22 protein-coding genes are annotated in these 24047 nt (G+C 72.1%); 12 read left to right on the top strand and 10 right to left on the bottom strand.

The window, feature by feature from the left end; all coding sequences use genetic code 11:
- Positions 1–20: 20 nt before the first annotated feature.
- The 3 genes from OG867_RS09925 to OG867_RS09915 all read left to right on the top strand — a co-directional run bounded on the left by OG867_RS09925 (position 21) and on the right by OG867_RS09915 (position 3186).
- Complete coding sequence (locus OG867_RS09925) at positions 21–1208, top strand: NAD(P)/FAD-dependent oxidoreductase (RefSeq protein WP_406284342.1); 1188 nt, start codon at positions 21–23, stop codon at positions 1206–1208.
- Positions 1209–1301: 93 nt separating this feature from the next.
- On the top strand, positions 1302–1670 hold the full coding sequence (locus OG867_RS09920) for a VOC family protein (protein WP_328902113.1): 369 nt from the start codon (positions 1302–1304) through the stop codon (positions 1668–1670).
- A 28-nt stretch (positions 1671–1698) separates the two neighbouring features.
- A complete protein-coding gene (locus OG867_RS09915; protein ID WP_406284340.1) occupies positions 1699–3186 on the top strand; it encodes an MFS transporter in 1488 nt (495 codons plus the stop codon).
- 79 nt (positions 3187–3265) lie between these two features.
- Here OG867_RS09915 and OG867_RS09910 read toward each other — a convergent pair whose 3' ends face one another.
- Positions 3266–3793, bottom strand: coding sequence for a nuclear transport factor 2 family protein (locus tag OG867_RS09910; RefSeq protein ID WP_328902115.1), 528 nt, complete (start codon positions 3791–3793; stop codon positions 3266–3268).
- Between the two features lie 167 nt (positions 3794–3960).
- Here OG867_RS09910 and OG867_RS09905 point away from each other — a divergent pair, with 167 nt between their 5' ends.
- Positions 3961–4566 carry a response regulator transcription factor gene (locus OG867_RS09905; protein WP_328902116.1) on the top strand — a complete coding sequence of 202 codons (606 nt, stop codon included), beginning with the start codon at positions 3961–3963 and terminating at the stop codon, positions 4564–4566.
- Positions 4567–4603: 37 nt separating this feature from the next.
- Here OG867_RS09905 and OG867_RS09900 read toward each other — a convergent pair whose 3' ends face one another.
- The 4 genes from OG867_RS09900 to OG867_RS09885 all read right to left on the bottom strand — a co-directional run bounded on the left by OG867_RS09900 (position 4604) and on the right by OG867_RS09885 (position 10097).
- Complete coding sequence (locus OG867_RS09900) at positions 4604–5908, bottom strand: sensor histidine kinase (RefSeq protein ID WP_406284338.1); 1305 nt, start codon at positions 5906–5908, stop codon at positions 4604–4606.
- 60 nt (positions 5909–5968) lie between these two features.
- Positions 5969–7540 (bottom strand): SagB family peptide dehydrogenase, encoded by a 1572-nt coding sequence (locus tag OG867_RS09895; protein ID WP_406284336.1) that lies wholly within the window; start codon positions 7538–7540, stop codon positions 5969–5971.
- A gap of 24 nt (positions 7541–7564) precedes the next feature.
- Positions 7565–9847: a TOMM precursor leader peptide-binding protein gene (locus tag OG867_RS09890; RefSeq protein ID WP_406284334.1), complete on the bottom strand. Its 2283-nt coding sequence runs from the start codon at positions 9845–9847 to the stop codon at positions 7565–7567.
- A 97-nt stretch (positions 9848–9944) separates the two neighbouring features.
- Positions 9945–10097, bottom strand: a complete 153-nt coding sequence (locus OG867_RS09885; RefSeq protein ID WP_328902119.1) for a hypothetical protein — start codon at positions 10095–10097, stop codon at positions 9945–9947.
- 276 nt (positions 10098–10373) lie between these two features.
- On the opposite strand from OG867_RS09885, the gene OG867_RS09880 reads away from it, so the two are divergent.
- A complete protein-coding gene (locus OG867_RS09880) occupies positions 10374–11192 on the top strand; it encodes a BTAD domain-containing putative transcriptional regulator (protein WP_406284332.1) in 819 nt (272 codons plus the stop codon).
- Between the two features lie 61 nt (positions 11193–11253).
- Here OG867_RS09880 and OG867_RS09875 read toward each other — a convergent pair whose 3' ends face one another.
- Positions 11254–11838: a TetR/AcrR family transcriptional regulator gene (locus OG867_RS09875; RefSeq protein WP_406284330.1), complete on the bottom strand. Its 585-nt coding sequence runs from the start codon at positions 11836–11838 to the stop codon at positions 11254–11256.
- A 159-nt stretch (positions 11839–11997) separates the two neighbouring features.
- Between OG867_RS09875 and OG867_RS09870 the strand changes: the two genes are divergently transcribed.
- A complete protein-coding gene (locus tag OG867_RS09870; RefSeq protein ID WP_328902122.1) occupies positions 11998–12813 on the top strand; it encodes an SDR family oxidoreductase in 816 nt (271 codons plus the stop codon).
- A gap of 55 nt (positions 12814–12868) precedes the next feature.
- On the opposite strand, the gene OG867_RS09865 is transcribed toward OG867_RS09870, so the two are convergent.
- Positions 12869–13582 carry a lytic polysaccharide monooxygenase gene (locus OG867_RS09865; RefSeq protein WP_406284328.1) on the bottom strand — a complete coding sequence of 238 codons (714 nt, stop codon included), beginning with the start codon at positions 13580–13582 and terminating at the stop codon, positions 12869–12871.
- Positions 13583–14008: 426 nt separating this feature from the next.
- On the opposite strand from OG867_RS09865, the gene OG867_RS09860 reads away from it, so the two are divergent.
- A complete protein-coding gene (locus tag OG867_RS09860; RefSeq protein WP_328902124.1) occupies positions 14009–14335 on the top strand; it encodes a hypothetical protein in 327 nt (108 codons plus the stop codon).
- A 55-nt stretch (positions 14336–14390) separates the two neighbouring features.
- On the opposite strand, the gene OG867_RS09855 is transcribed toward OG867_RS09860, so the two are convergent.
- A complete protein-coding gene (locus OG867_RS09855; protein WP_406284326.1) occupies positions 14391–15764 on the bottom strand; it encodes a glycoside hydrolase family 18 protein in 1374 nt (457 codons plus the stop codon).
- A gap of 202 nt (positions 15765–15966) precedes the next feature.
- On the opposite strand from OG867_RS09855, the gene OG867_RS09850 reads away from it, so the two are divergent.
- The 5 genes from OG867_RS09850 to OG867_RS09830 all read left to right on the top strand — a co-directional run bounded on the left by OG867_RS09850 (position 15967) and on the right by OG867_RS09830 (position 21066).
- On the top strand, positions 15967–16719 hold the full coding sequence (locus tag OG867_RS09850) for a GntR family transcriptional regulator (protein WP_328902126.1): 753 nt from the start codon (positions 15967–15969) through the stop codon (positions 16717–16719).
- A gap of 229 nt (positions 16720–16948) precedes the next feature.
- Positions 16949–17149, top strand: coding sequence for an SPOR domain-containing protein (locus OG867_RS09845; protein ID WP_073964871.1), 201 nt, complete (start codon positions 16949–16951; stop codon positions 17147–17149).
- 120 nt (positions 17150–17269) lie between these two features.
- Positions 17270–17671 (top strand): NUDIX domain-containing protein, encoded by a 402-nt coding sequence (locus OG867_RS09840; RefSeq protein WP_328902127.1) that lies wholly within the window; start codon positions 17270–17272, stop codon positions 17669–17671.
- A 234-nt stretch (positions 17672–17905) separates the two neighbouring features.
- A complete protein-coding gene (locus OG867_RS09835) occupies positions 17906–18334 on the top strand; it encodes an ATP-binding protein (RefSeq protein WP_328904447.1) in 429 nt (142 codons plus the stop codon).
- A gap of 194 nt (positions 18335–18528) precedes the next feature.
- Entirely contained in the window at positions 18529–21066 is a 2538-nt protein-coding gene (locus OG867_RS09830) for a SpoIIE family protein phosphatase (RefSeq protein WP_328904448.1), read from the top strand.
- Between the two features lie 19 nt (positions 21067–21085).
- Here the strand turns inward: OG867_RS09830 and OG867_RS09825 are convergent, their stop codons facing one another.
- Together OG867_RS09825 and OG867_RS09820 are read right to left on the bottom strand one after the other, a co-directional pair.
- Positions 21086–21799, bottom strand: a complete 714-nt coding sequence (locus OG867_RS09825) for a PspA/IM30 family protein (protein WP_406284323.1) — start codon at positions 21797–21799, stop codon at positions 21086–21088.
- A gap of 101 nt (positions 21800–21900) precedes the next feature.
- Positions 21901–23994, bottom strand: coding sequence for a TPM domain-containing protein (locus OG867_RS09820; protein WP_406290874.1), 2094 nt, complete (start codon positions 23992–23994; stop codon positions 21901–21903).
- Positions 23995–24047: the final 53 nt, after the last annotated feature.

Below are 24047 nucleotides of genomic sequence, written 5' to 3'. Positions count from 1 at the left end.
CGGAGATCGGGGATACCGGCATGTACGACGTGATCGTGGTGGGGGCGCGCTGCGCCGGATCGACCACAGCACTCCTGTATGCCCGCGCGGGCCTGCGAGTCCTGCTCCTCGACCGGGCCCGCTTCCCCTCGGACACCCTGTCCACCCTCTACATCCAGCAGCCGGGCGTGGCCCGGCTCGCACGCTGGGGCGTCCTCGACGACCTCACCGCGACCGGCTGCCCGACGCTCGACCGTGTCGTCTACCAGCTGGACGACATACGGGTCGAGGGCTGCGCCGCTCCGGTCGAGGGCATCACCGGGGCCATCGCCCCGCGCCGGCACACGCTCGACCGGATCCTGGCGGAGCACGCGGTCGCGGCCGGCGCGGAACTGCGCACCGGCTGCCAGGTCACCGGTCTGATCGAGGAGGACGGCCGGGTCGTCGGCGTCACCTGCAAGGAGGCTGGCCGCTCGGTCACCGAACGGGCGCCGCTGGTCGTCGGCGCCGACGGCATGCGCTCCACCGTCGCCCGGTTCGTGCGCGCCGCGGAATACCACGAGGCGCCCCGGCTGACGTGCGCGTACTACACGTTCTGGGCGGGGCTCCAGACCGACTTCGAGCTGTACGAGGGCAAGTCGGGCTGGGTCTCGGCCGTCCCCACCAACGACGGAGCCGTCCTCGTCTCCGCGTACTTCCCGCAGGACCGCTTCGAGGAGGTGCGCGCCGACGCCCTGGCCTCGTACACCGATGGCGTCCGTATCAACGCGCCTCAGATATACGAGCAGGTGAAGGACGCCGAACGACTGGAGCGGCTGCGCGGAACCGGCGAGCAGCGCAACTACTTCCGCCGCGCCGCCGGACCGGGCTGGGTACTGGTCGGCGACGCGGGCCACCACAAGGACTCCCTGACGGCCCGCGGCATCGGGGACGCCTTCCTCCAGTCCGAGCTGCTCGTGGAGCTGACCGCCGGCGTGCTCCACGACCCGGAGCGGCTCGCGAGCGCCCTGGCCGTGTACGGCACCCGGCGTGACGAGCAGCTCATGGAGGCGTACCAGGGCGCCCTGATGGTGGCGAGCGCCGAGGGCAAGGACAAGCGGCGCGCGCTGCTCTCCGCCCTCCGCACCAGCCCGGACCTCACCCAGCGCTACTTCGACACGGTGGCGGGCCTGCGCCCGGTCGCCGACCTCTACACCCCCGAACTCCTGGCCCTGATGTCGGCCAGGTGACCCCGTTCAGCCTCCCCCCCGGACGGCAGGACCGTGTCCCCGCTTCCCCGTCTCCCCGTACGGGGCTCCTCCCCGTACGAGAAAGGACCGCGTATGCCCGCGCTCGCACAGCTCAAGGGCGTCACCCTCGACTGCCCCGATCCGGTGGCCCTGGCCGAGTTCTATCACCGCTTCGCCGGCTTCGAGATCTCGTTCAGCACGGCGGAGTTCGCCGGCCTGACCGTGCCGGACGGCCCCGGTATCGGCTTCCAGCGGGTCGCGGACTACCGCAGGCCCGACTGGCCGGGCCAGAGCGTGCCGCAACAGCTCCACCTGGACTTCGCCGTGGACGACGTGACCGCGGCGGAGAAGAAGGCCGTCGAGCTCGGCGCCTCCGTGCCGGCCGAGCAGCCCGGCGGCGAGCGCTGGCGCGTCCTCCTCGACCCGGCGGGCCACTCGTTCTGCCTCTCGGCGACGAACTGACCCCCCACACTCGGAAGGTTCACCAAAGATGTCCGCAACTGCTTCGGAAACCGGATCGGGCAAAGCGCCCGGCACATCGGGAGGCGGCGGCCTGGCCCTCACCGTCATCGCCGTCGCCCAGCTGATGGTGATGCTGGACGCGACGATCGTGAACGTCGCACTCCCCGAGGTCCAGAAGGATCTCGACCTGCACACCACCGACCTGTCATGGGTGGTCAACGCCTACACGCTCGCCTTCGGCGGTCTGCTGCTGCTCGGCGGGCGCATCGGAGACATCCTGGGCCGCCGGCGGGTGTTCCTCGGCGGCATCGCCCTGTTCACCCTCGCCTCCCTGGCCGGCGGCTTCGCCCAGTCCTCGGCCTGGCTGATGGCGTCCAGGGCGCTGCAGGGCGTGGGCGCCGCCGTGATCGCGCCGTCCATCCTGGCCCTGATCGTCACGACCTTCCTGGACGAGGGCGTACGCAACAAGGCGTTCGGCGTCTACGCGGCGGTCTCGGGCTCGGGCGCCGCCGTCGGCCTGCTCGCGGGCGGTGCCCTCACCCAGGCGCTGTCCTGGCGCTGGGTGCTCTTCGTCAACGTGCCGATCGGCATCGCCCTGTACGTCGTCATCCCGAAGGTGCTGCGCGAGACGGACCGCCAGCCGGGCCGCTTCGACGTCTACGGCGCCCTCACCTCCACGCTCGGCATGGGTGCGCTCGTGTACGCGTTCATCCGCGCCGGGGACAAGGGCTGGAGCGACGGCTCGGTGCTGGCCACCTTCGCGGCGGCGGCCGTGCTGCTCGCCGCCTTCGTGGTCATCGAGTCCCGCATCGCGACGCCCATCATCCCGTTGCGGATGTTCCGCGACCGCAACCGTGCCGGGATCTACGTCATCGGTCTGTGCCTGACCGGCTCGGTGATGGGGCTGTTCTTCTTCCTGACCCTGCTGATGCAGAACGCCTTCTCCTACGACCCGCTGGAGGCGGGACTCGCCTTCCTGCCCGTGAGCGTGTCGATCGTGTTCACGGCGACCGTGGTGTCCAAGCAGCTGCCCAGGCTCGGCATGAAGCTGCCCCTGGTCCTCGGTGTCAGCCTCAACACGGCCGCGCTGCTCTGGCTGTCGAATGTGAGCACCTCGACCGGGTACTTGTCCGGTCTGCTCGGCCCGATGCTGTTGTTCGGCATCGGCACGGGGCTGCTGTTCGTGCCCCTGTCGCAGCTCGGTGTGTCGGGCGTGCCCATGGAGGACTCGGGGGCGGCCTCCAGTCTGCTCAACGCCACCCAGCAGGTGGGCGGTTCACTGGGTCTCGCCGTCCTCATGACGGTGTTCGGCTCGACCACCCGCTCCAGCACCGGCACCGACCCGGCCGCCGTCCTCACCGACGGTGCCTCGGCGGCCTTCCTGGCCGCGGCGGGCTTCGCGGTGCTGGCGCTCCTGATCGCCGCTGTCGGCGTGAAGGTGCCCGCCGAGGAGCCCGCGGGGGGTCCGGCCCAGGGCCAGGCTCCGGACGCGACGCCCGCGCAGTCGCCCGCCTGAGCGGGGCGCGACGCCGTCGGACGACGCGCACAGGGGCCGGGCCTTCGACGTGAAGGCCCGGCCCCTTCGGCGTATCCGGTCATGAGCCGGACAGCCAGCCCAGTTCCCTCTCGTACTGATGCCGGCGTCCCAGCCGCGCCACGGTACCGGGCAGCGTGGCCAGCAGACCGGCTGCCGTGTGGTCGAGTGCGGGCATCCGCCGCTCGTACGGGCGGGACTCGGCCGGCTCGGCCCGGCCGACGGCTCGCACCTCGCCGGCGTGCTCCGTGTCCGCCCCGGTCACCCGCCAGATCATCCCGTCCCGCAGGACGAAACTGCCGGACGCGACGACCTTCTCGCCGCCCACGGCCATGACGCAGCGCGCCATGATCGTGTCGTCGGTGTGGATGTACTCGTGCATGCCCACGAAATCCAGACCGCGTTCCCAGTCACGGGCGATGAGTGCGCGGATCGCCTCGTGGCCCTTGGCCACGCCCTGGAAGCGGACCCATTCCGCATCGGGGTGGTAGACCTCCATCAGCGCGTCGAGGTCGTGCCGCGCCAGGGCGTCCAGCTGCTTCACGAAGACGGGATGGAGTTCCGGCCACGCTGTTCCATACCTGGTCATGTCCGGTGTTTCCTCTCTTGCGCGTCTGATCTGCTCCTGTCTGATGTGCGCTCATCATCCGAACGGCTCCAGTCGTTGTCCGCTCACACTTGAGCGGGACGACGGGGCTCGGAGGTTAGAGTTCCGCCAAGCCGGTGCGAGCCGGCGTGGGGGATGGCGGGGGAGCAATGGTCAGGGTTTTGCTGGCTGAGGACATGCCGATGTTGCGCCGGGCGTTGGTGGCACTGCTCGAACTGCAGGAAGACATCGAGGTCGTCGCCGAGGTCGACTCGGGCGACGCGATTCTGCCGAAAGCGCTCGAAGTCCGGCCCGATGTGGCGGTCCTCGACATCGACCTGCCGGGAATGGACGGGATCCGTGCGGCGGCACTGCTGCACGAGGAGTTGCCGCAGTGCCGGACGGTGATCCTCACCAGCCTGGGCCGTCCGGGCAATCTGCGCCGTGCCCTGCTGGCCCATGCCTCCGGATTCCTCCTGAAGGACGCCGACCCCGACCAGCTCGCCTGCGCCATTCGGGATGTGGCGGCGGGACGCCACGTCATCGACCCGCAGCTCGCGGTGGCCACGCTGCAGGCCGACGAGGGTCCGCTGTCGGCCCGGGAGACCGAGGTGCTGCGCAGGGCCGCCGACGGCGAGGAGGTGTCGGAGATCGCCAGAGCGCTGTTCCTGTCCTCCGGAACCGTACGTAACTACCTGGCGACCGCCGTCACCAAGCTCGGTGCGCGCAACCGCATGGACGCCGTCAGGATCGCCAGGGAGTCCGGCTGGATGTGAGCCGCGGCGCCCGCTGCCGGCGAGGAACGTCCTGGCCTCACTCGTCCGGTGCCGCCACCGGCGCGGATCGTCCGGGGCTCTCGTCCCGACGATTCGGGAGCCGTGGAACGCGGACGGCCTGACGCGCCGGAAAGCTCCTCGTTTCGCTGCCCCACGCCGCGTCGCGGGGCAGCGCCGCCATCAGTTCGAACCATCCGTCGTCCGTACGCACCCCGGCTCTGAGGCGCCCCCCGAGCGCCTCCACCCGGGCGGTGAGGCTCTCCAGGCCGCTGCCGCCGCTGTCGCCGCCCTCGGGGCCCAGATGCGAGAAGGCGGTGCCCACCCCGTCGTTGGCCACGGTGATCCTGGCCGTGCCGTCCGCGAGGTCGCGTGCCTCGATCCGGCACTGTTCCGCCTTGCTGTGGCGCAGCAGGTTGGTGATGCCCTCGCGCAGCACCGTGGCGAGCACGGTGTCCGCCGCGGCCGACAGCGGTCCCACGTCCGTGTGTTCGATGGTGCTGATGCCCATGGCGTTGAGCAGCGACTCGGCCGCGCCGACCTCGGTGGACAGGCGCAACTCGCGGTAACTGCTGGCCACGGACCGCATGTCGACCAGGGCCTGATTGCTCAGGGCGAGGATCTCCCGCATCTCCCTCTCGGCCTGTTCGGGCCGCAACGCCACGAGCCGGCAGGCGAGTTCACCCTTCAGCTTGATGGTGGTGAGGCTGTAGCCCAGCAGATCGTGCAGATCCCGGGAGAAGCGGATCCGCTCGCGGTCGACCGCCATCCGGATCAGCTCGCCGCGTGCGACCTGCACCTCGTGCATCAGGGTCGCGAGCCGGCTGAGTCCGTACACCACCAGGGCGGTGAGCAGGGTGGCCACGGCGTTGTAGCCCACCTCGCCCCGCCCGAAGCCGACGGCGAACTGGATGGCGACCACCGAGGCCACGACGGACCCGCAGAGCAGTACCCTCGCCGGGCCGCGCAACAGCAGCAGGACCGAGCCGGCGAGGAACCCCGGTATCCCCATCCACGCGGCACCGAACACGGTGAACGGCGCGTAGGTCAGCACCGCCTGGACTCCCAGCGTCCGCCAGCCCCGATACGGGGTGGCCCACGACACGAGCGCCGGAAACGAGTGGTTCAGCTGGAGGCCGAGCAGCGCGAACAGCAGCACGAACGAGCCGACCAGCTCCCCCGTGGTGTGCGGAGCGCGCAGCACGTAGGTGACGGCGACCGCGAAGACGCAGGTGATCACGACGATGGTGATGACGGCCGCGACGCGGGGTGCGAGATCCGACTTGTGGACGGGACCGCGACGGGACTGCTGCGGGATGGAGCCGGGCATACGAATACGCCACATGGGCATCACCTCACCAGCTAATGGGTCAAGTGTGCGGATTCTACGGCCAGAACGTGCCGTTCAGTGGGCAGTTGGCCGTAGATCGCCATGCTGTCGGGTATGCGCGCTCCACAGCTCCAGGACGCGACGGCAGCGTTCCTGCCAGCCGGTCCCGTTGCTTGGCATGCCGCTCTCCTCCGTCGGCAGCGTGCCGAGCACGAACTCGCCGATGCTGGACTCGGTGGACCAGTCGAGCCCGAGCGCCCGTGCCGCCAGGTCACTGTCGCCGATGGCCAGCGCGCACGGCGCCAGCCCCATCGCCGTGCACACCAGGTACAGGGTCTGCTGCAGGACTCCGACATCCTTGAGGAGCCCGCTGTACGCCAGGCCACCGAACCGCCCCATGACCCGATGGAAGCGTGCCGTCATCACGACGAGGACCGGCGGATCGGCGCAGAGCCCGCCGGTTTCCCGGGCCTGTCCGACCAGCTCACCGGCCAGCGCCGGCTCGGTGTCGAGGGGCCTGAGCGCGTGTCCGACGGGATCGTAGTGATAGGCGCCCGGCGCGAGATCTTCGCAGTTGCTCACCAGGAGGTAGAGCTCAAGTGCGTAGGAATGGCCGATACTCGGATACGGGCGGCTGCTCCGCGGATCCTCCGATCCGACGGCGGCCATCGTGCGCACCCGGGCCGACCGGTAGAGGAACTCGGCCAACTGCGCCAGGGTCACCGGCCGCGCACCGTACGAGCGCACCGACCTGCGGGCCTCCAGGGCCACGGTGAGCGGTGGGTCCTTCCTGAGGATCTCGTCCAGCTCCGGGTGCGGAAGGGCGATCGGCTCGTGCGCGGACGCGGCGGGCACCGTCGCGGCGGACTCCCGCGGCTGCTCGCCCGTCGCCCCCACCAGCCTGTCGTCGCGGCCGAGCCGGCTGCGCGCGTGCATCATCAGATCGACCGGCGACCACGAGGCGAGAGCGGGATCGTGATCCTCCGCGAACGCGACATCGCCCCGGGACACGTCACCCCGCACGATCACCCCGGCCCCCTCCAGGTGGCCCAGCACCGCGTACACCACGTTCCGGGGCAGCCCGAGGCGCGCGGCCAGCTGCGCGGCCGTCGCGGGGTGGGCCAGCGCGCACAGCAGCGAGGCGGACTCGAAACGGTGCAGCACCACGCGCTGTTTGCACAGGGGGGACTCGACGAAGAGGTCCTTGGTGTCGCTGCGCACCACGGCGTAGGAGGACAGCCGCAGCACCGAGTCCGCCTGCGGGCGCGTCGGGTGGAAGTGCGCGTCCGACGCGAGGGGGACCACGGACAGGAGAGGGCCGCTGCCGTCGGCGGAGAGCGAGCGCACCGTCACGTTGTGCAGCTTCTCCAGTGTCCTGTCGAGCAGGGCGTGCTCCCTGTGCGCTTCCTCCGTGCCGGCGGCGGGCACCAGGTTCCGCAGAGCCACCGGGCCGTACGACATGCGCTCCAGGGCGGAGCACAGCACCGGTGTCGCCGCCGGCAACAGCACCTCGCCCCATCGTGTGGCCAGCACCAGGGTGCCTTCGTCCGTGTCGGGGAGCTCCACGAGCGTGTCCGCGCGCAACGACCACAGCTCGACCATGTCCGGTACGGGCTGTGCATTCGGTACGGGGGGAGGCGTGGACACGGGGGGCCTTTCATCGGGGCGGTGTCACAGGAACAGCGGAGTCGGATTCAACTCCTCGAAGGGTGTGGGTCTTTCGAGCCGCCCGAGCCGTACGGGCACGTCGTAGAGGCGGCCGGGTGCGAAGCGCGTCCAGAAGGTGCGCAGGCCGGGAACGATCACCCTCACGACCGGTACGTCGATGTCCGGCCGGGTCTGGTCGAGCACCAGGAGCTCCATCCCGTGCCGGCGCACCAGCGCCTCGATGTACTTCAGGTCGTCGAGCAGATCGGGACATCGCTCGTACGGGAAGTCCGCGGGGACGCGGGCCCGCCGGCCGCCCGCGGGCACGAGATAGGGATGTTCCTCCGTGGTGGCCTCCCGCCACCAGCGCAGCGTCGCCGGTTCGCCGCACCCGTAGCCCGAGCCGTCGGCCCGCGCGTTCACCACGGGCGGGAGCATCTGGTTGAGCTCGGACAGGGCCCGGCGCAGCGCGGTCCGCGGGTCGAGATGGGCGCCGAAGCCGAGCGTGATGTCCTCGGCGGGCTTGTCCGTGCGCCGGGACACCGCGGCGAACACCGGGATACCGAGATCGCTGGTGAGGTCGAGGACCCAGAGCTCGCGCCCGAGCCCGTGGTGCGCCGTCTGCACCCCGGACACCCAGGAGTCCTCGAAGGCGTCGAGATCGACGGCCGGCTGCCGGGTGCGGTTGTACCACCACAGGCCGACGGCGTCGCGCTCCACGAGTTCGAGGAAGCCCTGCACCGTGGCGTCCTCCACGCAGGTGCCCGCGGCCGAACCGTTGGAGTGCGCGATACAGGAGGCACCGCCGGGCGACGAGGGCGCGTTGTAGTAGAGCAGGGAGGTCGGCAGCAGCCGCTGTCTGCGCTCGCTCAGGGACCACACCGGGGTCCAGTCCAGGGGCGCGTTCTCGTCGAAGCGCTCGGGGATGTGGTGCGCGGGGGAGTGCTCGCTGTTCCAGCGCTCCCTGTCCGCGTACTGCCGCGGATGGAACAACTGGACGAGATCAGGGTGCACCGCGGTGTCGGCGACCTGCGCGAAGGTGGCCCGCACCGTCGGCTCGTCGCCCTGGAAGTACCCGCTGTGCCGCTCGATCGCCTCGCACAGGGCACTGACCCGGGCGTGCTGCTCGGTGGTGCCCTTGCCGGAGGTGTGGCTGCGCAGACCCCGGCGGACCGAGTGCAGTCCGGAGGGGTTGGTCACCGGATCGTGGCCGGCTCGGAAGCAGTTGAGGAAGCGCGGCCCCCGGGTGTCCCGGCGGATCTCCTTGACCACTCCCGTCAGCGGATCGACGAGATGCCCCAACCGCTGCTCCATCTCCGACGGCGTCAGCCAGCGGTCGCCGTCGCTGCCCTGGGCCGCCTTGGGCCGGCTTCGGAGGTCCAGCGGCGCGCTCACCCGCCTGGCCACGAGGCCGGGGTCGCCGCAGGTGTGGCACTGAGGGCGGCGGCGCACCGCGTGGTGCTGCCCGGCGAGCTGGAGACTGTCGAGCGTCCAGATCGCGTTCTGCCCCGGATACCGGTATCCGGCCAGCCACTTGGCGGCTTCCAGCGCGGCCAGCCGCAGTCCCGTGCCGTGGCCCGCGGTGAGGCAGGAGCGCGGGACGGACACCGGACGGCCGAGCAGGTGACCGACGTACGTCTCGGCCTGGCGGTTGCGGCGCAGATGCTCCGCGAGGCACTGCCAGCACGGACCGTCGCCCGGCTGCAGGAACGGTCCGATCCAGGGCTGGTTGCCGTGCAGCCGTACCAGCAGCCAGGGCCGTCCCGCGGCCCGGTGCTCCGCGTCGACCTCGCGCAGAGCGGGGTCGAGGTAGTCCTCGCACAGGACGACGGTGAGTGCCGTCTCCTCCGCCGTGCCGCCGGGCGCGTCGCTCACCCGCAGACCGGCCTCGGACAGTGCCGCGCGCAGCCCTTGCCCGTCGGCCGAGCCGACCGCCAGGGAGGCGACCCGGCTCGCACGGACCCGTCCTGCGGCCACGTCCCCGTCCAGGCCCGCGAGTTCCCAGTAGGCCCGGTCGGTCGCCTCCTCCCCGGCCGACGCGCCGCCGGTGTGCAGCAGGCCCGCGTCGCTCAGCAGGGAGACCAGCCGGCCCGCCTGTTCGCCGGGGACCGCGGGGGAGGCGTCCCGCTTCAGTTGCTCCAGGTCACGTGTGCCGTCGAGGAGGGGTACGAGCGTGGCGACGCCCCTGCCGTGCAAGGCGGTCACTCCCTGCTCGGACACCAGGTAGGCACCGTGACCGGGAGCCGCCTCGGGCTTGAGGTGCGGTTTGAACGCCAGTCCGTGAGCAGTGTTCCGCGAGCTGTCCAAGGGTTCGTTCCTCTGTTCATCTCTGGCGGATGACGCGGGTGCGGTGCGGAGCCGATGTCGTGCGCGAGAAGAGCCGGGGAACGGCGGGACGCGGAGGTCAGGCGGCCTGTCCGTCCGCCGCCGGCGTCCAGCAGATGCACGTACCGGGCTGGAACTCCTCCGCGGACAGCTGGGTGAGGTTCTCGATGACCAGATCGTCGGCAGCCGCGACCGGAGTGGTGAGAGCGGTGGAACCAGCGGGGAGATGCATGGCGGGATCCTGTCTGTCGTCACATACGGAGTGGCGTCGCGTACGCCGTCATCGGCGCCGGACCGCCTCGGTCGGCGATGTCCGGAAGCCTTCCTCGGACGGGCCCGCCGGGCCAGTGTCTGCCGCATGCCGCGGATGTGCATTTCTCACATGACGCATGTGCGACTTGAGCGGCACTTGAGGCGGGCTGCACTGGTACCGAAGGCCCGCCCGGTGAGAGCTTCGGTACTGCCCGGTTTCCGGGCGTGACAGCTCACCCCTCGTAGGAGGTCGTCCATGGAGATCAGGATGCTCGGACAGCTGAGTGCCCGGACCGAACGGGCATCGTTCGCGCCGACAGCCGGCAAGCCCCGCCAGATCCTGGCCATGCTCGCCATGTGCCCGAACCAGGTGGTTCCCGTGGGCACACTGATGGATGAGCTCTGGGGCACGCGGGTCACCCGGAGTTCGCAGACCACGCTGCAGACGTACATCGTGCAGCTGCGCAGGCTGCTCGCCGAGGCGCTCGGCGACGGGGCCCAGGACCCGAAGGACGTCCTGGTGACCCGGCAGGGCGGTTATCTCCTCCAAGTGCCGCGCAGCGCCGTGGACGTGCAGGTCTTCGAGGATCTGGCCGCACAGGGGAGGGCCGCCTTCGGCCGGGGTGACAACGCGCGCGCCGCGGAGCTGCTCGGACGTGCGGTGGGGATGTGGCGCGGCCCCGCCCTGGTGGACGTGCCGCGTGGGGCGGCGCTCGAAATCGAGGAGATGCGGCTCGCGGAGAGCCGGCTGGGCACGCTGGAGCTGCGGATCGACGCCGACCTGAGGCTGGGCCGGGAAGCCGAACTGATCACCGAGCTCACGGCGTTGACGGCCCGGCATCCGCTGCACGAAGGGCTGCACTCGCAGGCGATGGTCGCGCTGTACCGGTGCGGTCGCCAGGCGCAGGCCATCGAGGTCTACCGCGCCCTGCGGGCCCGTCTCGTCGGTGAACTCGGTGTGGAGCCGTCGGCGCGGATGCAGCGTCTGCACAAGTCAGTACTCTGCGCGGACCCGGCACTCGACTCGCCCCTCGGTCACGGCCCGACGCCCACCCCTCGTCTCTACGCGGCCTGACCTCGCCCACCCGGCCACGACTGCCGGGTCTCGTCGGCCACGGCGGGTGCCGGCGGCCCCTTCAGCCCCGAGCCCGCGCCCCGTGCAGGAACGTCTCCACCACGCGCGCCGCCAGCGCGTCCGGGTCCGTCACCGGGTCCTCCGGGTTGCCGTGCAGCGTCTCGCCGAGCAGGGCGTAGTAGACGCGCTGGAGCCAGTGGAGGTCGGACGCGGCGTCGATGAGGTGGTCCTCGCGCGCGCGCTCCAGGACCGTGACGCAGTGGCGGGCCATGTCCTCGTGGAGGCCGGCCGCCTCCGTGCCGGGGGTGGCGGGGAGGCTCAGGGCGAACGTCCACGCGCCCTTGACCTCCAGGACGTTGGCCGTGATGCGGTGCAGGGCCACCAGGGGCGGGGCGGTGGTGGGGCGGCCCTCGTTCACCGCCTGGGCGAGCTGGCGGGCCGCCGACAGGGCCAGGGCGTCGATCAGCGCCTGGCGGTGCGCGAAGCGGCGGTGGATCGTCGTGCGGGACACGCCCGCCTCGGCCGCGATCTGCTCCATCGAGGCGCCCGGGTCCTTGGACAGCAGGCGTTCCGCCGCCTCCAGGATCAGGCGCACGCTGCGCTCCGCGTCCGCCCGCAGCGGCCGTGCCGTTGTCCCGCCGGACATCTTCTGCTCCTCGTCACTCCGCCACCCGAACCCCTGAAACGTAACACCGGTGCGCCATCTTTTGAGTATGTGGGACAAGACTGTTGCAGATCCGTCAGTAATGGGTACTCTCATGTTGCAGATGCTTAGTCCGTCGAAGCCTCGCCAAGGAGACCTCCCATGCCTGCAACCGCCCTCGTCACCGGTGCCTCCTCCGGGCTCGGCGCGGAGTTCGCCGCCCAGCTCGCCGCCCGTGGCCACGACCTCGTCCTGGTCGCACGTTCGGAGGACCGGCTCACCGCCCTCGCCGCGCGGCTGGAGGCCGAGCACGGCGTCCGCGCCCACGTCCTCGTCCAGGACCTCGCCGAGCCCGGCGCCGCCCGTGCCGTCGCCGCCCGGCTCGACGCGCTCGGCCTGCGGATCGGGCTGCTGGTCAACAACGCGGGGTTCGGGACCTGCGGCCGCTTCGAGGACATCGACGCGGAGCGCGACCACGACCAGCTCATGGTCAATGTCGTCGCGCTCGTCGGCCTCACCCACGCCCTGCTCCCCGGCATGCTGGAACGCGGCGCCGGAGCCGTCGTCAACGTCGCCTCCACCGCGGCCTTCCAGCCCGCCCCGTACTTCGCGGTCTACAGCTCGGCCAAGGCGTTCGTGCTGAACTTCGGGCTGTCGCTGCGCCAGGAGTGCCGCGGCCGCGGCGTGCGCGTGCTCACCCTGTGCCCCGGGCCCGTCGACACCCCGTTCTTCGAGGCCATCGGGACCCGCGAGGCAGCCGTCAACGGGTCGATGAGCACGCCGGAGCCGGTCGTGCGCGCCGCGCTGGCCGCCCTCGACCGCGACCGCGCCTATGTCACCCCGGGGTTCGGCAACTCCCTGTCCGCGCACCTGCTGCCGCGCCGGCCGCGCGCCCTGGTCGCCGCGATCGCCGAGCGCGTCACGCGTAAGGTCCTCGCCGCCGAGGGCGGCGCGCGGACCGATTCGTACGCGGCATGAGGCCGGCCCCGCACGTACCGCTCCGCGGGGCCGGAGCCCCGCGGAGGGACGCGCGTCAGCAGGTGCCGAGGTCCTCCCAGACGCCCCACTCGCCGGTCGTGCCGGGCTGGTCGCCCTGGACCCACCACTTGGCGCGCCAGGTGTGCCCGTTGTACGAGACCGTGTCGCCGCCGTTGTACACGCGGCCGGCCTCCCACGCCGAGGCGGCGCAGTCGCCCGGGTCGCCGCCGTCACCGTCGCCGGGGGTGCCGCCCCCGCCGATCTGGAGGTCGATGCAGGCGTAGAACGCGTTGGCGGTGTCCGCGATGTTCCAGACGGCCAGCACCTTCTGGCGGCCGCTGTAGCCGGCGAGGTTCACGTGGTGGGTCTTGGTGGCGCCGGGCTGGGCGCCGTTGTCGTTGAACTCCGCGATCTTCGAGCCGCCGATGTAGTACTGCCAGGTACTCGTGGAGTGGCGGGCCGTCAGCGTCCAGGAGAAGTCGGCGGAGCTGCCGACCGGGGTGACCTTCCAGCCCTTGCTGTCGTTGTTCAGCTCGGCGAACTGCGCGTTGCCTCCGCTACAGCTCATCAGGCCCTTGGGGCCCTCGACGCTCTGCGGCTCGTACGTGATCTGGCCGCAGTCGACCACGCCCGACGCGCACTGCGCCTGGCGGCTCGGCGGCGAGGAGACGTAACCGTGCGCACTGGCCGTGGTGGCGGGCAGGACCACCGCGAGCAGGGGGGCGACTCCCGCACCGAGCACGAGGGCCAGTTTTCGCTTCGCGTTCATGCCAACTCCTTCGCTGGGGACTGCCGCGGGGTGGCGGCAGCGGTCGGACATGCCCGCACCGGGCAGCGGCCTTGTCGGGGGGTGCCGGCGCGGTGGGGGCAGGGGTACGGCCGGTGGCGAGGGGGGCGCCGCCCGCAGCCCCCGCGCACGCCGGTGGCCGCCCGGGGGCGACCACGGCTCACCTTAGGTCTAGACCATACTCAGGGGCGTGTACTCGTCAATAGGGCCTGTGCGCAGGGATCTTGACGAGCCGTCATGGCCCGGGCCGGTCGTCCCCTCACCCGCTTCACCCCACGGCGCCGAAGGGTTTGCCTGTGCGGGATTCCTGAGCCGTGGCCGTCGCGATTGGACTGGACCAGATCTGGGCAACGCTCTTGTCGGCGAGCTCCTCAGCGCTGGACCCACCCACTGGACCCAAGGAGTCACATGTTCGGGAAGCGCAGTGTCATAGGTACCGCGGCCCTTGCCCTGACCGCGGTCGGCGCGATGCTGACGGCGGCCCCCGCCGCCCAGGCGGCGCCGACCGGCTGCACGGTCTCCTATGGGGGCGGTGCCGGCAGCACGATCTCCAGCCTGTGCACGGGCGGCACCGGCCACCACCGCGTCCACGCGGTGCTCAACGCCCTGGACCCGCGCCTTCCGCAGCGGATCGTCCTCGGCGACTGGGCCCCGGCCGGCCAGGCGTCCGTCGCCACCAACCCGTGGGGCTCCGGCTCCATCCAGTCCATCTGGACGGAGACCGTCGACTGGTGACCGTACGTACGACCGAGGGGCGGCCGCCGGTGCGCAGCCGCTCCTCGGGGTGTTCCTAGCGGTGGGAGAGCCCGCGGTCGACGGCCGTGATCAGCTCGCCGTTCTCGGTGTCCCCGTCCAGCGACCAGAACATCGCGCCGCCGAGCCGGTGGTCGCGGATGTACGCGGTCTTGGTGCGCAGCACCTGGGGGTCGTCGTACGTCCACAGCGTGGTGCCGTCGAACAGCCAGGCGCTGCCGTCGCGCGTGTTGCGGTGCACCGTGAACGTACCGGATTCGGCCAGCTTCCTGAGGGCCTTGTAATCCTCGTAACCGGCCGCCCAGGTCGCCGGGGCGGGGCCCGCCGCCGGTTGACCGAGGCCGTCGCCGCCGCCGGTCACGCCGGTCCAGCCCTGGCCGTAGAAGGGCATGCCCATCACCAGCTTGCGCGCCGGGGCGCCCCGCTTCAGCCAGTCCCGCACGGTCCGGTCGACGCTGTAGTCGTTCTTCGCGTACAGCGCGGACTGCTGGGCCGTCCTCGCCTCGCCGGAGACGTGGAAGTCGTAGCCCTGGAGGTTCACGAAGTCGAAGTCCCGCATGATGCGCGGCACGTCGAACCCGGCGTCGATCTTCTCGGGGGACGCGGGGACGAACGCCGAGAGGTCGTAGTGCTTCGGCTTCGCGCCGTGGTGCCGGCCCTTCTGCGCCTGGGCGGTCTTCTTCGCGTACGTGTCGAGCTGCGTGCGGAACTCGTGGACCAGGGCGGTGAAGTTCCGCTTGTCCTCCGGGCGGTACACCGTGTCGGTGTCACCGGCGGATCCCGGCCATTCCCAGTCGATGTCGATGCCGTCGAAGAGCCCGGCCGCCGCGCCCTCGCCGCCGCGCGTCCCGTCCACCGGCAGGTTGCCCTTGATGTACAGGTCGACGCAGGAGGAGACGAGCGCCTTGCGCGACGCGGCGGTGCGGGCCGCGTCGGAGAAGTGCGTGGACCAGCTCCAGCCGCCGAGCGAGATCATCACCTTGAGGCCGGGGTGCTTGGCCTTGAGCTCCCGCAGCTGGTTGAAGTTGCCCGCCAGTTTCTGGTCGTCGGTGTCGGCGACCCCGTCCACCGAGCCGGCCGCGTCGAGCGGACGGACGTAGTCCGCCCAGGCGTCGGCCTCGCCGGGCACATCGCCCGTGAAGCACGTGCCGTCCGCGCTGACGTTGCCGAACGAGTAGTTGACGTGGGTGAGTTTGGCCGCGGTGCCGCTCGTCTCCAGATCCTTGACCTGGAAGTCGCGTCCGTAGACGCCCCATTGGGTGAAGTAGCCGACACGCTTGTAGTCGGGCGCGGAGCCGTGGTGGCCGTGACCGCCGTGCCCGGACGAGGCGTTGGCGGCGGGGGGGAAGGAGGCCGCGAGCGTGACAGCGCAGGCGGCGATGGCGAGTGAAGACAGGGTTCTTCGACGCATGAGGCCAGAAGTTATTGGTCTGGACCAAACGGGGTCAAGGGTTTGGCAAAGGTGGTTTGAAGGGGTTCTGGTCCACGTGTGCCGGACTATGCGCAGGCCCGCTCAATGTCATCACTTCGAGTGAAACCATGGCCTGCGCTTGCGATCCGGAACCCACGGTTGCGACGCTGTCGCAGTCCGTCAACCTCTTGGGGAGTGGCCTGTGGCTTTCGGTGAGCAGCCCGCCTATCTGCGCGTGGCGAGCGATCTGAGAGAGAAGATCGTCAACGGTTCGCTGCCGCCGCATACACGCCTGCCGTCGCAGGCGCGTATCCGCGAGGAGTACGGGGTCTCGGACACCGTCGCGCTGGAGGCGCGCAAGGTCCTGATGGCGGAGGGCCTGGTCGAGGGCCGCTCCGGCTCGGGGACGTATGTGCGCGAGCGGCCGGTGCCCCGCATGGTCGAGCGCTCCGGCTTCCGGCCCGAGGCGGGCGCGGGCCCGTTCCGCCAGGAGCAGGCGGCGGACGGGGCGCGCGGGACCTGGGAGTCGCGCAGTGAGCAGGAGGGCGCGAGCCCCGAGATCGCCGCCCGGCTCGGGATCGAACCGGGTGACCGCGTCATGCGCACGCATTACGTCTTCCGGGAGGCGGGTGAGCCGGTGATGCTCTCGACCTCCTGGGAGCCCCTGGCCATCACGGGGCGTACGCCGGTGATGCTGCCGGAGGAGGGCCCGCTGGGCGGCTGCGGGGTGGTCGAGCGGATGGCCGCCATCGACGTGATCGTGGACAACGTGGCCGAGCAGGTGGGCGCGCGCCCGGGGCTTGCGGAGGAGCTCCTGGCGCTGGGCGGGGTCCCCGGCCATGTGGTGATGGTGGTTGAGCGGACCTTCTACGCCTCGGGGCGGCCCGTCGAGACCGCCGACGTGGTGGTGCCGGCCGACCGCTACCGGGTGGGGTACCGGCTCCCCGTGCGGTGATCCCGGGGCGGACCGCCCTTGATGGTCATGTCCCGGTCCCGCTGCAACGCCCTGGGGGCGCACTCGCGAGAGTGCGCCCCCAGGGCGTGGTCCGTTCCTGGCCGGATCGGTACCTCTTTGTGTAAAGACGTATTCGTTGAGTGAAGGTCAGGCGTAGGCTCGGGCATATGCGTACCGGGGTTTCCTGGAGTTCCTTAGAAGCGTGCACATCGTTCAGGGGAGGGGCGCGATGCTCGGGAGAAACACGATGAGTGACAGCGGTGCCGTGCTTTCCTGGCTGGTGATACGGCAGGACGACAACGGCAACCGCTACCGCGTGGGCAGGTACGCCACGCAGGGCGAGGCCCAGCGAGCGGCCGACAAGTTGCAGGACCGGGGGCACAAACAGCTGTACTGGGTGGAGCGCGTCGGGCAGGCCGCCCAGTCGTAAGGCGCGCGCGGCGCACGGCCCTGGTGCGCCGTGCGCCGGTTACGCCCGGCTCGGGCGCCCCAAGGAGGCCGGAATGAGAAGTGGCCGGCCGAGGCGATCGGCGAACTGGAGGGCGCGGAGATGCCGGTGCTGGTCGACACGGTGGCGTGGGTGCGGATCGAGGGGGGCCGCATCCTGTGCGCCCGCCCGCGCGGCAAGGACGTCTTCTACATCCCGGGCGGCAAGCGGGAGGGCGCCGAGAGCGATCTCGACACGCTGGTGCGTGAGATCGAGGAGGAGCTGACGGTCCGTATCGACACGGAGTCCGTCGCGCACGTGGGGACGTACGAGGCCGGCGGACCCGGCCTGCCGGACGGCGCGGTGGTCCGGATGGCCTGCTACACCGCCGGGTTCAGCGGTGAGCTGAGGGCCAGCAGCGAGATCGAGGACGTGGCGTGGTTCTCGTACGCCGACCGCGACCGGGTGCCGCCCGTCGACCAGCTTCTCTTCGATGACCTCCGGGCGTCGGGCGACCTGGCCTGAGTCCGGCGCGAAGATCCCTGGGCCCCGCGCGAGGATCCCTGGGCCCCGAGCGAGGATCATGGTGCGGCGCGTGGCGCCGAGGTGTGTGCGCCCCCGCTTCCCGGGCACTCGTACGTGCGCGCCGCCGTACACCCGTACGCCCCGCGTGTCGAGACCGGCGGTATTTGCTGATGATTATCGGGTATGTGCTGTTTGCCCCGCGCAGACAGGGCGTCACCGTTGCCGGCTCTGGGAGTGATCGGCGTGACCGATACCGAAGGCGATCGAGCCGAGTGGAGCTTTCCGGCTGTCCCCGGTGCCGTGCGCACCGCCCGGCACGCCGTCCAGGACACCCTGCGCGGCTGGGGGCTCGACGCCGCCGTCGGTGACGAGGCGATGCTGCTGGTCAGCGAGCTGGTCACCAACTCCATGCGCTACACGCCCGGTCCCATCGGGGTGCGGCTGCTGCGCCCCCACCCGGACGGGGACCGCTCCGCCGCCCACGACGGGCTCCTCGTGGAAGTCTCCGATCCCCTCCCCGATCCACCCACCGAACGTACGGCGGGACCCGACGACGAGAGCGGCCGGGGACTGCAGCTCGTGGCCTGTGCGGCCCGGCGCTGGGGGACCCGGCGGGGAAAGAGCGGCAAGACGGTGTGGTTCGAGCTGGCTCTGCCTGGTTAGGAGTGAGGTGGGACGCACAGCGATCACCGGAGGTCGGGGCCGAACCTGGCTGAAAGGGACTGAGACCGTGCTGTGATCGTGAACGCCGTGCCGGACGGGGCCGTAGTGCTGAATACTGCGGGCATGACCGGTCCGGTGTGTGAGCTGGAGGGGACGGTCGCGTGAGCGAAATACCTGGGACAGCGGGCGACGTCGTGTGGCAGAGCAGTCCGCCCGGCTCGATCTACGACTACATCAGAGTCGCCTCCTTCTCGATCGGGCCCGACGGGCTGATCGAGCAGTGGAGCCGCCGGGCCGCCGGTCTCTTCGGCGTGGCCGCCCACGAGGCGATGGGCAAGGATCCGGTCGAGGCGTTCCTGCCCGGCGAGGCCCGCCGCGAGGGCCACCGCCGGGTCGGCGAGGTGCTCGACGGCAAGGAGTGGACGGGGCTCGTCCCCTTCCGGATGCCCGGCGAGGACGGGGCGCACGGGCTGGCCGAGATCTATGTGATGCCCAGCGAGACGGCCACCGGTGAACGGGCGGCGGTCTGCATCGTCGTGGACGTCCGCGCCCTGCGCCGCATCGAGACGGACCTCGCCGCCTCGCAGGCGATTTTCGGCCAATCTCCCTTCGGCTTCGTCCTGTTCGGCACCGACCTCACCGTCGTCCGGGCCAACGAGCGCTTCGCCACCGTCTTCGGCGGCCGCGCCGACGACCACCGGGGCCGCACCGTCGGCGACTACCTCGCCGGCGCCGAGGCCGACCGCCTGACCGCCACCCTCGTACGGGTCCTGGAGACGGGCAACTCCGTCACCGACCTCCAGCTCGTCGGCACGGCCCCCGGCGGCGCCGAGCGCCGCCACTGGTCGATCAACCTCTACCGGGTGCACAGCGGATCGGGCCGCCCCATCGGCATCGCCGGACTCGCCACCGACGTGACCCGGCGTCACACCGCCGCCCGCGAGGCCGCCAGCGCCCGCCGCAACCTCGCCCTGCTCAACGAGGCCGGCGCCCGCATCGGCAACTCCCTGGACCTGGAGACCACCGCCCGCGAACTCCTCGACGTCGCCGTCCCGGTCTTCTGCGACCTGGCCTCCGTCGACCTCTACCAGGCCCTGCTCACCGGGGACGAGGCGGCGCCCGGCGGCTGGAGCCCGCTCAGCCAGGAGGCGGTCGGCGGCTCCGCGGAACTGCGCCGCGTCGCTTTCGCCAGCGCCGTGTCCGACGCCCTGCCCCACCCGGCTCCCGGCGACTCCGCACCCCCCGCCCTCGGCTCCGTCCACCGCTACCCCTTCGGCTCGCCGTGCGCCGTCGCGCTGCGCACCGGCCGCGTCGAGGACGTGCCGGGCGACGAGCGGGGCTTCGTGCAGTCCACGCTGGCCGTGCCGATGGTCGCCCACGACACCGTGGTGGGCCTCGTCCGCTTCTCCCGTACGAAGGGCAGCGAGCCGTTCGACGCCCGGGACCGGGCCCTCGCGACCGAGCTGGCCGCCCGCGCCGCCGTCTGTATCGACAACGCCCGCCTCTACCGCCGCGAGCACGAACGCGCCCTGATCCTCCAGCGCAGCCTGCTGCCCCCCGGCGACCCGGAGGCCGCCGGGCTCGACATCGCGTGTCGCTACCTCCCCGGCAACACCGCCAACGAGGTCGGCGGCGACTGGTTCGACGTGATCGAGCTGCCCGGACACCGCACCGCGCTCGTCATCGGCGACGTGATGGGGCGCGGCCTGCGCGCCGCCGTGGCCATGGGCGAACTGCGCACCGCCGTGCGTACCCTGGCCCTCCTCGACCTGGAACCCGCCGAGGTGCTGTCCGCGCTGGACGAGGTCGCCCGGGGCCTCGGCGCCCCCGGCGCCGCCTCCGCTTCCGGCGGCGGGGGCGCCCAGTGGCCCTCCCGCGCCGCGCACAAGTCCCGCGAGGCGGACCTCTCCGAGGTGTATCTGGCGACCTGCGTCTACGCGGTCTACGACCCGGTCACCCGGCGCTGCACCTTCGCCAATGCGGGCCATCTGCCGCCCGTCGTGGTCGAGCCGGGCGAGGCCGCGCTGCTCCTCGACGTACCGCCCGGGATGCCGCTGGGTGTCGGCGGCGAACCGTTCGAGGAGGTCGAGGTCGAGCTGAAGGAGGGCGCGCTCCTCGCCCTCTACACGGACGGCCTGGTCGAATCGCGCGACCACCCGCTGGACGAGGGCCTGGCCGCCCTCCGCAAGGCCCTGGTGGAACCGGCCCAGCCGCTGGAGGACGTCTGCGACCGGGTCCTCGGCTCGCTGCACACCCGGCACGGCGAGGACGACATCGCGCTCCTGATGGCCCGTATTCAGGGCCTGCCCACCGAGGCCGTCGGCGACTGGCGGCTGCCCCGCGAGCCCCGCTCGGTCGGCCGCGCCCGCGAGCTGGCCCGGGGCCAGCTGACCAGCTGGGGCCTTGAGGACCTGGTCGACACCACGGAACTGCTGGTCAGCGAGCTGGTCACCAACGCCCTGCGCTACGGCGAGGGCGAGATCCGGCTCCGCCTGCTGCGCGACCGCACCCTGGTCTGCGAGGTGTGGGACGCCGGTCTCGTCCAGCCGAGGCGCCGGCGCGCCCGGGACACGGACGAGGGCGGCCGGGGCCTCCAGCTGGTGGGGCTGCTCAGCGCGGCCTGGGGGGCGCGGCGGACGCCGCGCGGCAAGACCGTCTGGTTCGAACTGCCGCTGCCCGACGGCCGGCCGGCCGCCGAGCGTTCGGTGGAGGAACTGCTCAGCATGTACTGAGCGGCGGCCGGGGCGCGGCTCACTTCGTGGTCTTCAGCGCGGCGAGCCGGGCCTCCACCTCCGCGCTGTCGCCCAGGGCGTCCAGGTCCTCGAACTGCGCGTCCAGCGAGGAGGCCGCCAGCTCCTGCTTGCCCAGGGCCCGCGCCTCCTCACGCCGCACCTTGTCCTCGAACCGGCCCAGCTCGCTGGTCGGGTCCAGGACGTTGATGTTCTTCACCGCGTCCATCATCCGGTTCTGCGCCTGCGCCGACTTGGCGCGCGCCACCAGCTCGTCCCGCTTGGCCTTCAGCTCCGAGAGCTTCGCCTTCATCTGGTCCAGGCCCGTCCTGAGCTTGTCGACCACCTCGGTCTGCGCCGCGATGGTCGGCTCGGCGGTCCTGGCCTCCTTCTCCGACTGCAGCTGCCGGCCCAGCGCGACCTTGGCCAGGTTGTCGAACGTGTCCGCCTCGGGGCCCGAGCCGCCCGCCCGCAGCTCGTCGGCCTTGCGGCTCGCGGCGAGCGCCTTGCCGCCCCACTCCCGCGCCGCCTCCACGTCCTCCACGTGGTCCTGCTCCATCAGGCGCAGATTGCCGATGGTCGCGGCCACCGCCTGCTCGGCCTCCGCGATGTTGTTGGTGTAGTCGCGGATCAGCTGGTCCAGCATCTTCTGCGGGTCCTCGGCCTGGTCGAGCAGGGCGTTGATGTTGGCCTTCGCCAGCTGGGTGACACGGCCGAGGATGGTCTGCTTGCTCATGGGGGCCTCTCCTGTCGGGTTGTGCTGTTCGTGGGGTTACGCGTACGGGGTACGGGAAGGTCCCCGTGCCTACGCGTACGGGGTACGGGAAGGTCCCCGTGTCAGAAGCGCCCGCCGCCGCCCCGGCGGCCCCGCGTCCCGCCGCCGCCGAAGCTGCCGGGCCCGCCGCCTCCGAAGCCCCCGCCTCCGCCGAATCCGCCTCCGAATCCGCCCCGCCCTCCGCCCCCGCCCATCAGGCCGCCGAGGATGATTCCGCCCAGCATCGCGCCGCCCATGCCCCCACCGCCTCCGCCCGCCATGCCGCCGGGACCGCCGCGCCCGCCGTAGCCGTACCCGCGTACGTCCTGCTCGGCCAGGCTCCGCGCCTCGCCGGCCAGCGCGTCCGCGCGGTTCGCCTCGGCCAGGGCGGCCTGCGGGTCGCCGGTGCCCGCCGGCGCTGCGGCCTGCTCCAGCCGGCGCTGCGCCTCCGCGAGCCGGGTCCGGGCGGTGCTGCCGACCGCGCCCCGGTGCGTCGTGATGAAGTCCGCGGCGGCCGCGACCGAGGAGCGCGCGGTGAGCAGCGCCCCGTCGAGCAGCGAGCGCGCCCGGGTGTCGCCCTGTTCCCGCTCGCGGGCCCCGGCCAGCGCCTCGTCCAGTGCCCGGTCCGCCTCCTCCACCCGGCGCAGCGCGTCGATCGGGTCGTACCGGCCGGCCTGCTCCTCGCGTACGTCGCCGGCCACCGCCCGGGCACGGGCGATCCGGCCGCTCAGGTCGGCGGTGGACGCCCCCTGTGCCGTGCCGTCGAGCAGCCCGCCCGCGTCCGCGAGGTCGGTGTCCAGCTCGGTGAGCGCGGCGGTCAGCCGCTCCGCCGCCTCGTCCAGCTCGCGGCCCCGCCGCTCCACGCCGTCGATCAGGGTGCCCGCCTGGTCGAGCGCGCCCTCGGCGGCCCGGACGTAGACGGCCGCCGCCGCGTGGTCGCCGCCGTCCACCGCCTGCCGGGCGCTGTCGAGGGAGGAGGTCGCGAAGGCGAGCCGGTCCCTGGCCTGGTCGGCGTCATCCGCGACGGGGGCCGATGCCTGGTCCGCGTACCGCTCGCGCATCGAGGCGAGCGCGGACTCGGCGGCCGGGACACGGCCGGTCAGTCCGTTGAGCGCGGTCCCGGCGGCGGCCACGGCCTGCGGCGCCCCGCGCTCCAGCTCGCGCAACCGGTCGAAGTCCTCGGAGACGGCGTCGAGGCGGCCGTCGGCGTCCGCGCAGCGGCTGATGATCTCGTCCAGCATCCGCCGGCGCGTCGCGTCGTCCTCCGGGAACGCGTCGTCCAGCTGCTGGCGCAGCCGGAACGCGGTGGTCAGCTCGCCCCTGGCGTACGCCACCGCCTCGGCGAACGGCGCGGCGGCCTCTTCCCCGAACTGGGCGGTGGCGAACCCCAGCTCCTCCTCGCTCGTGCGGACCGCGTCGTCGGTCGCGACGAGCGTCTCCTTGGCCCGCGCGTCGAGCTCCGGCAGCGGGACGGGCGCCGGCACGCCCCCGCCCCAGCCGGTCGTGCCGGGCGTCGTACGGGTGGCGGCGCGCCGCTTGCGCCGCAGGAACGCGTACGCGGCGACGGCCGCGACCGCGCAGAGCAGGACGATCGGGAGCAGGAGGTCGCCGGTGCTGGTGCCGGCCGAGCCGGAGCCCGGGTCGGAGGCGCCGGGGGTGATCGCCGGGGCGGGCACGGGCTCGCCGGACAGGACGGCGGAGTAGCCGTCGGCGGCGCCGATCGCTGCGCCCGGCCAGTCGTTCTCCTTCAGCGCCGGCTCGATCGCGGTGCTCGCCACGTCCCGGAGCTGGGCGTCGGTGAGCGGGGCGTCCTGGTCGACGGAGTAGGCGTACTGCCGGGCGTGGGTGGCGACGGCCAGCAGGACGTCGTCGCGGCCGAGGCCGTTGCGGTCGGCGGTGGCGTCGGCCCAGTCCTGCGCCGAGCGCCCGGAGAAGTCGCGTACGTACACCACGAAGAGCTGGAGGCGGTGCGCGGCGTACAGCCGGTCGAGGGCCGTGACCACCTGGGGGCGGCGTTCGCCGAGGGCGCCCGTCCTGTCGGTGATCTGCCCGTCGCGGGACAGCGTGACCGGGTCGTCGGCGCGGGCGGCCGGCGAGGGGGCCAGGGCCAGCCAGCACACCGTCAGGAGCACGGCGAGCAGGGCCCGGCCCGGTATGAGGATCCGGGTTCGGCTCACAGGCGGCGTCACGTTTGTGAGGCTATGTCCGCCTCGGGGTGGCCGCGACAGGA

This window comes from Streptomyces sp. NBC_00209 (assembly GCF_045206345.1).
In the GTDB taxonomy this organism is placed as follows: domain Bacteria; phylum Actinomycetota; class Actinomycetes; order Streptomycetales; family Streptomycetaceae; genus Streptomyces.
The sequence above is the reverse complement of the archived record's forward strand: the minus strand, read 5'-3'. Positions and strand labels throughout refer to the sequence as shown.

Bases quoted from the DNA above. Each gene is read 5' to 3' on its own strand.
- OG867_RS09825 (WP_406284323.1), bottom strand. From the start codon at position 21,799: ATGAGCAAGCAGACCATCCTCGGCCGTGTCACCCAGCTGGCGAAGGCC.
- OG867_RS09920 (WP_328902113.1), top strand. From the start codon at position 1,302: ATGCCCGCGCTCGCACAGCTCAAGGGCGTCACCCTCGACTGCCCCGAT.
- OG867_RS09840 (WP_328902127.1), top strand. From the start codon at position 17,270: ATGCCGGTGCTGGTCGACACGGTGGCGTGGGTGCGGATCGAGGGGGGC.
- OG867_RS09925 (WP_406284342.1), top strand. From the start codon at position 21: ATGTACGACGTGATCGTGGTGGGGGCGCGCTGCGCCGGATCGACCACA.
- OG867_RS09905 (WP_328902116.1), top strand. From the start codon at position 3,961: ATGGTCAGGGTTTTGCTGGCTGAGGACATGCCGATGTTGCGCCGGGCG.
- OG867_RS09860 (WP_328902124.1), top strand. From the start codon at position 14,009: ATGTTCGGGAAGCGCAGTGTCATAGGTACCGCGGCCCTTGCCCTGACC.
- OG867_RS09855 (WP_406284326.1), bottom strand. From the start codon at position 15,764: ATGCGTCGAAGAACCCTGTCTTCACTCGCCATCGCCGCCTGCGCTGTC.
- OG867_RS09915 (WP_406284340.1), top strand. From the start codon at position 1,699: ATGTCCGCAACTGCTTCGGAAACCGGATCGGGCAAAGCGCCCGGCACA.
- OG867_RS09845 (WP_073964871.1), top strand. From the start codon at position 16,949: ATGCTCGGGAGAAACACGATGAGTGACAGCGGTGCCGTGCTTTCCTGG.
- OG867_RS09885 (WP_328902119.1), bottom strand. From the start codon at position 10,097: ATGCATCTCCCCGCTGGTTCCACCGCTCTCACCACTCCGGTCGCGGCT.
- OG867_RS09880 (WP_406284332.1), top strand. From the start codon at position 10,374: ATGGAGATCAGGATGCTCGGACAGCTGAGTGCCCGGACCGAACGGGCA.
- OG867_RS09865 (WP_406284328.1), bottom strand. From the start codon at position 13,582: ATGAACGCGAAGCGAAAACTGGCCCTCGTGCTCGGTGCGGGAGTCGCC.
- OG867_RS09910 (WP_328902115.1), bottom strand. From the start codon at position 3,793: ATGACCAGGTATGGAACAGCGTGGCCGGAACTCCATCCCGTCTTCGTG.
- OG867_RS09870 (WP_328902122.1), top strand. From the start codon at position 11,998: ATGCCTGCAACCGCCCTCGTCACCGGTGCCTCCTCCGGGCTCGGCGCG.
- OG867_RS09900 (WP_406284338.1), bottom strand. From the start codon at position 5,908: ATGTGGCGTATTCGTATGCCCGGCTCCATCCCGCAGCAGTCCCGTCGC.
- OG867_RS09875 (WP_406284330.1), bottom strand. From the start codon at position 11,838: ATGTCCGGCGGGACAACGGCACGGCCGCTGCGGGCGGACGCGGAGCGC.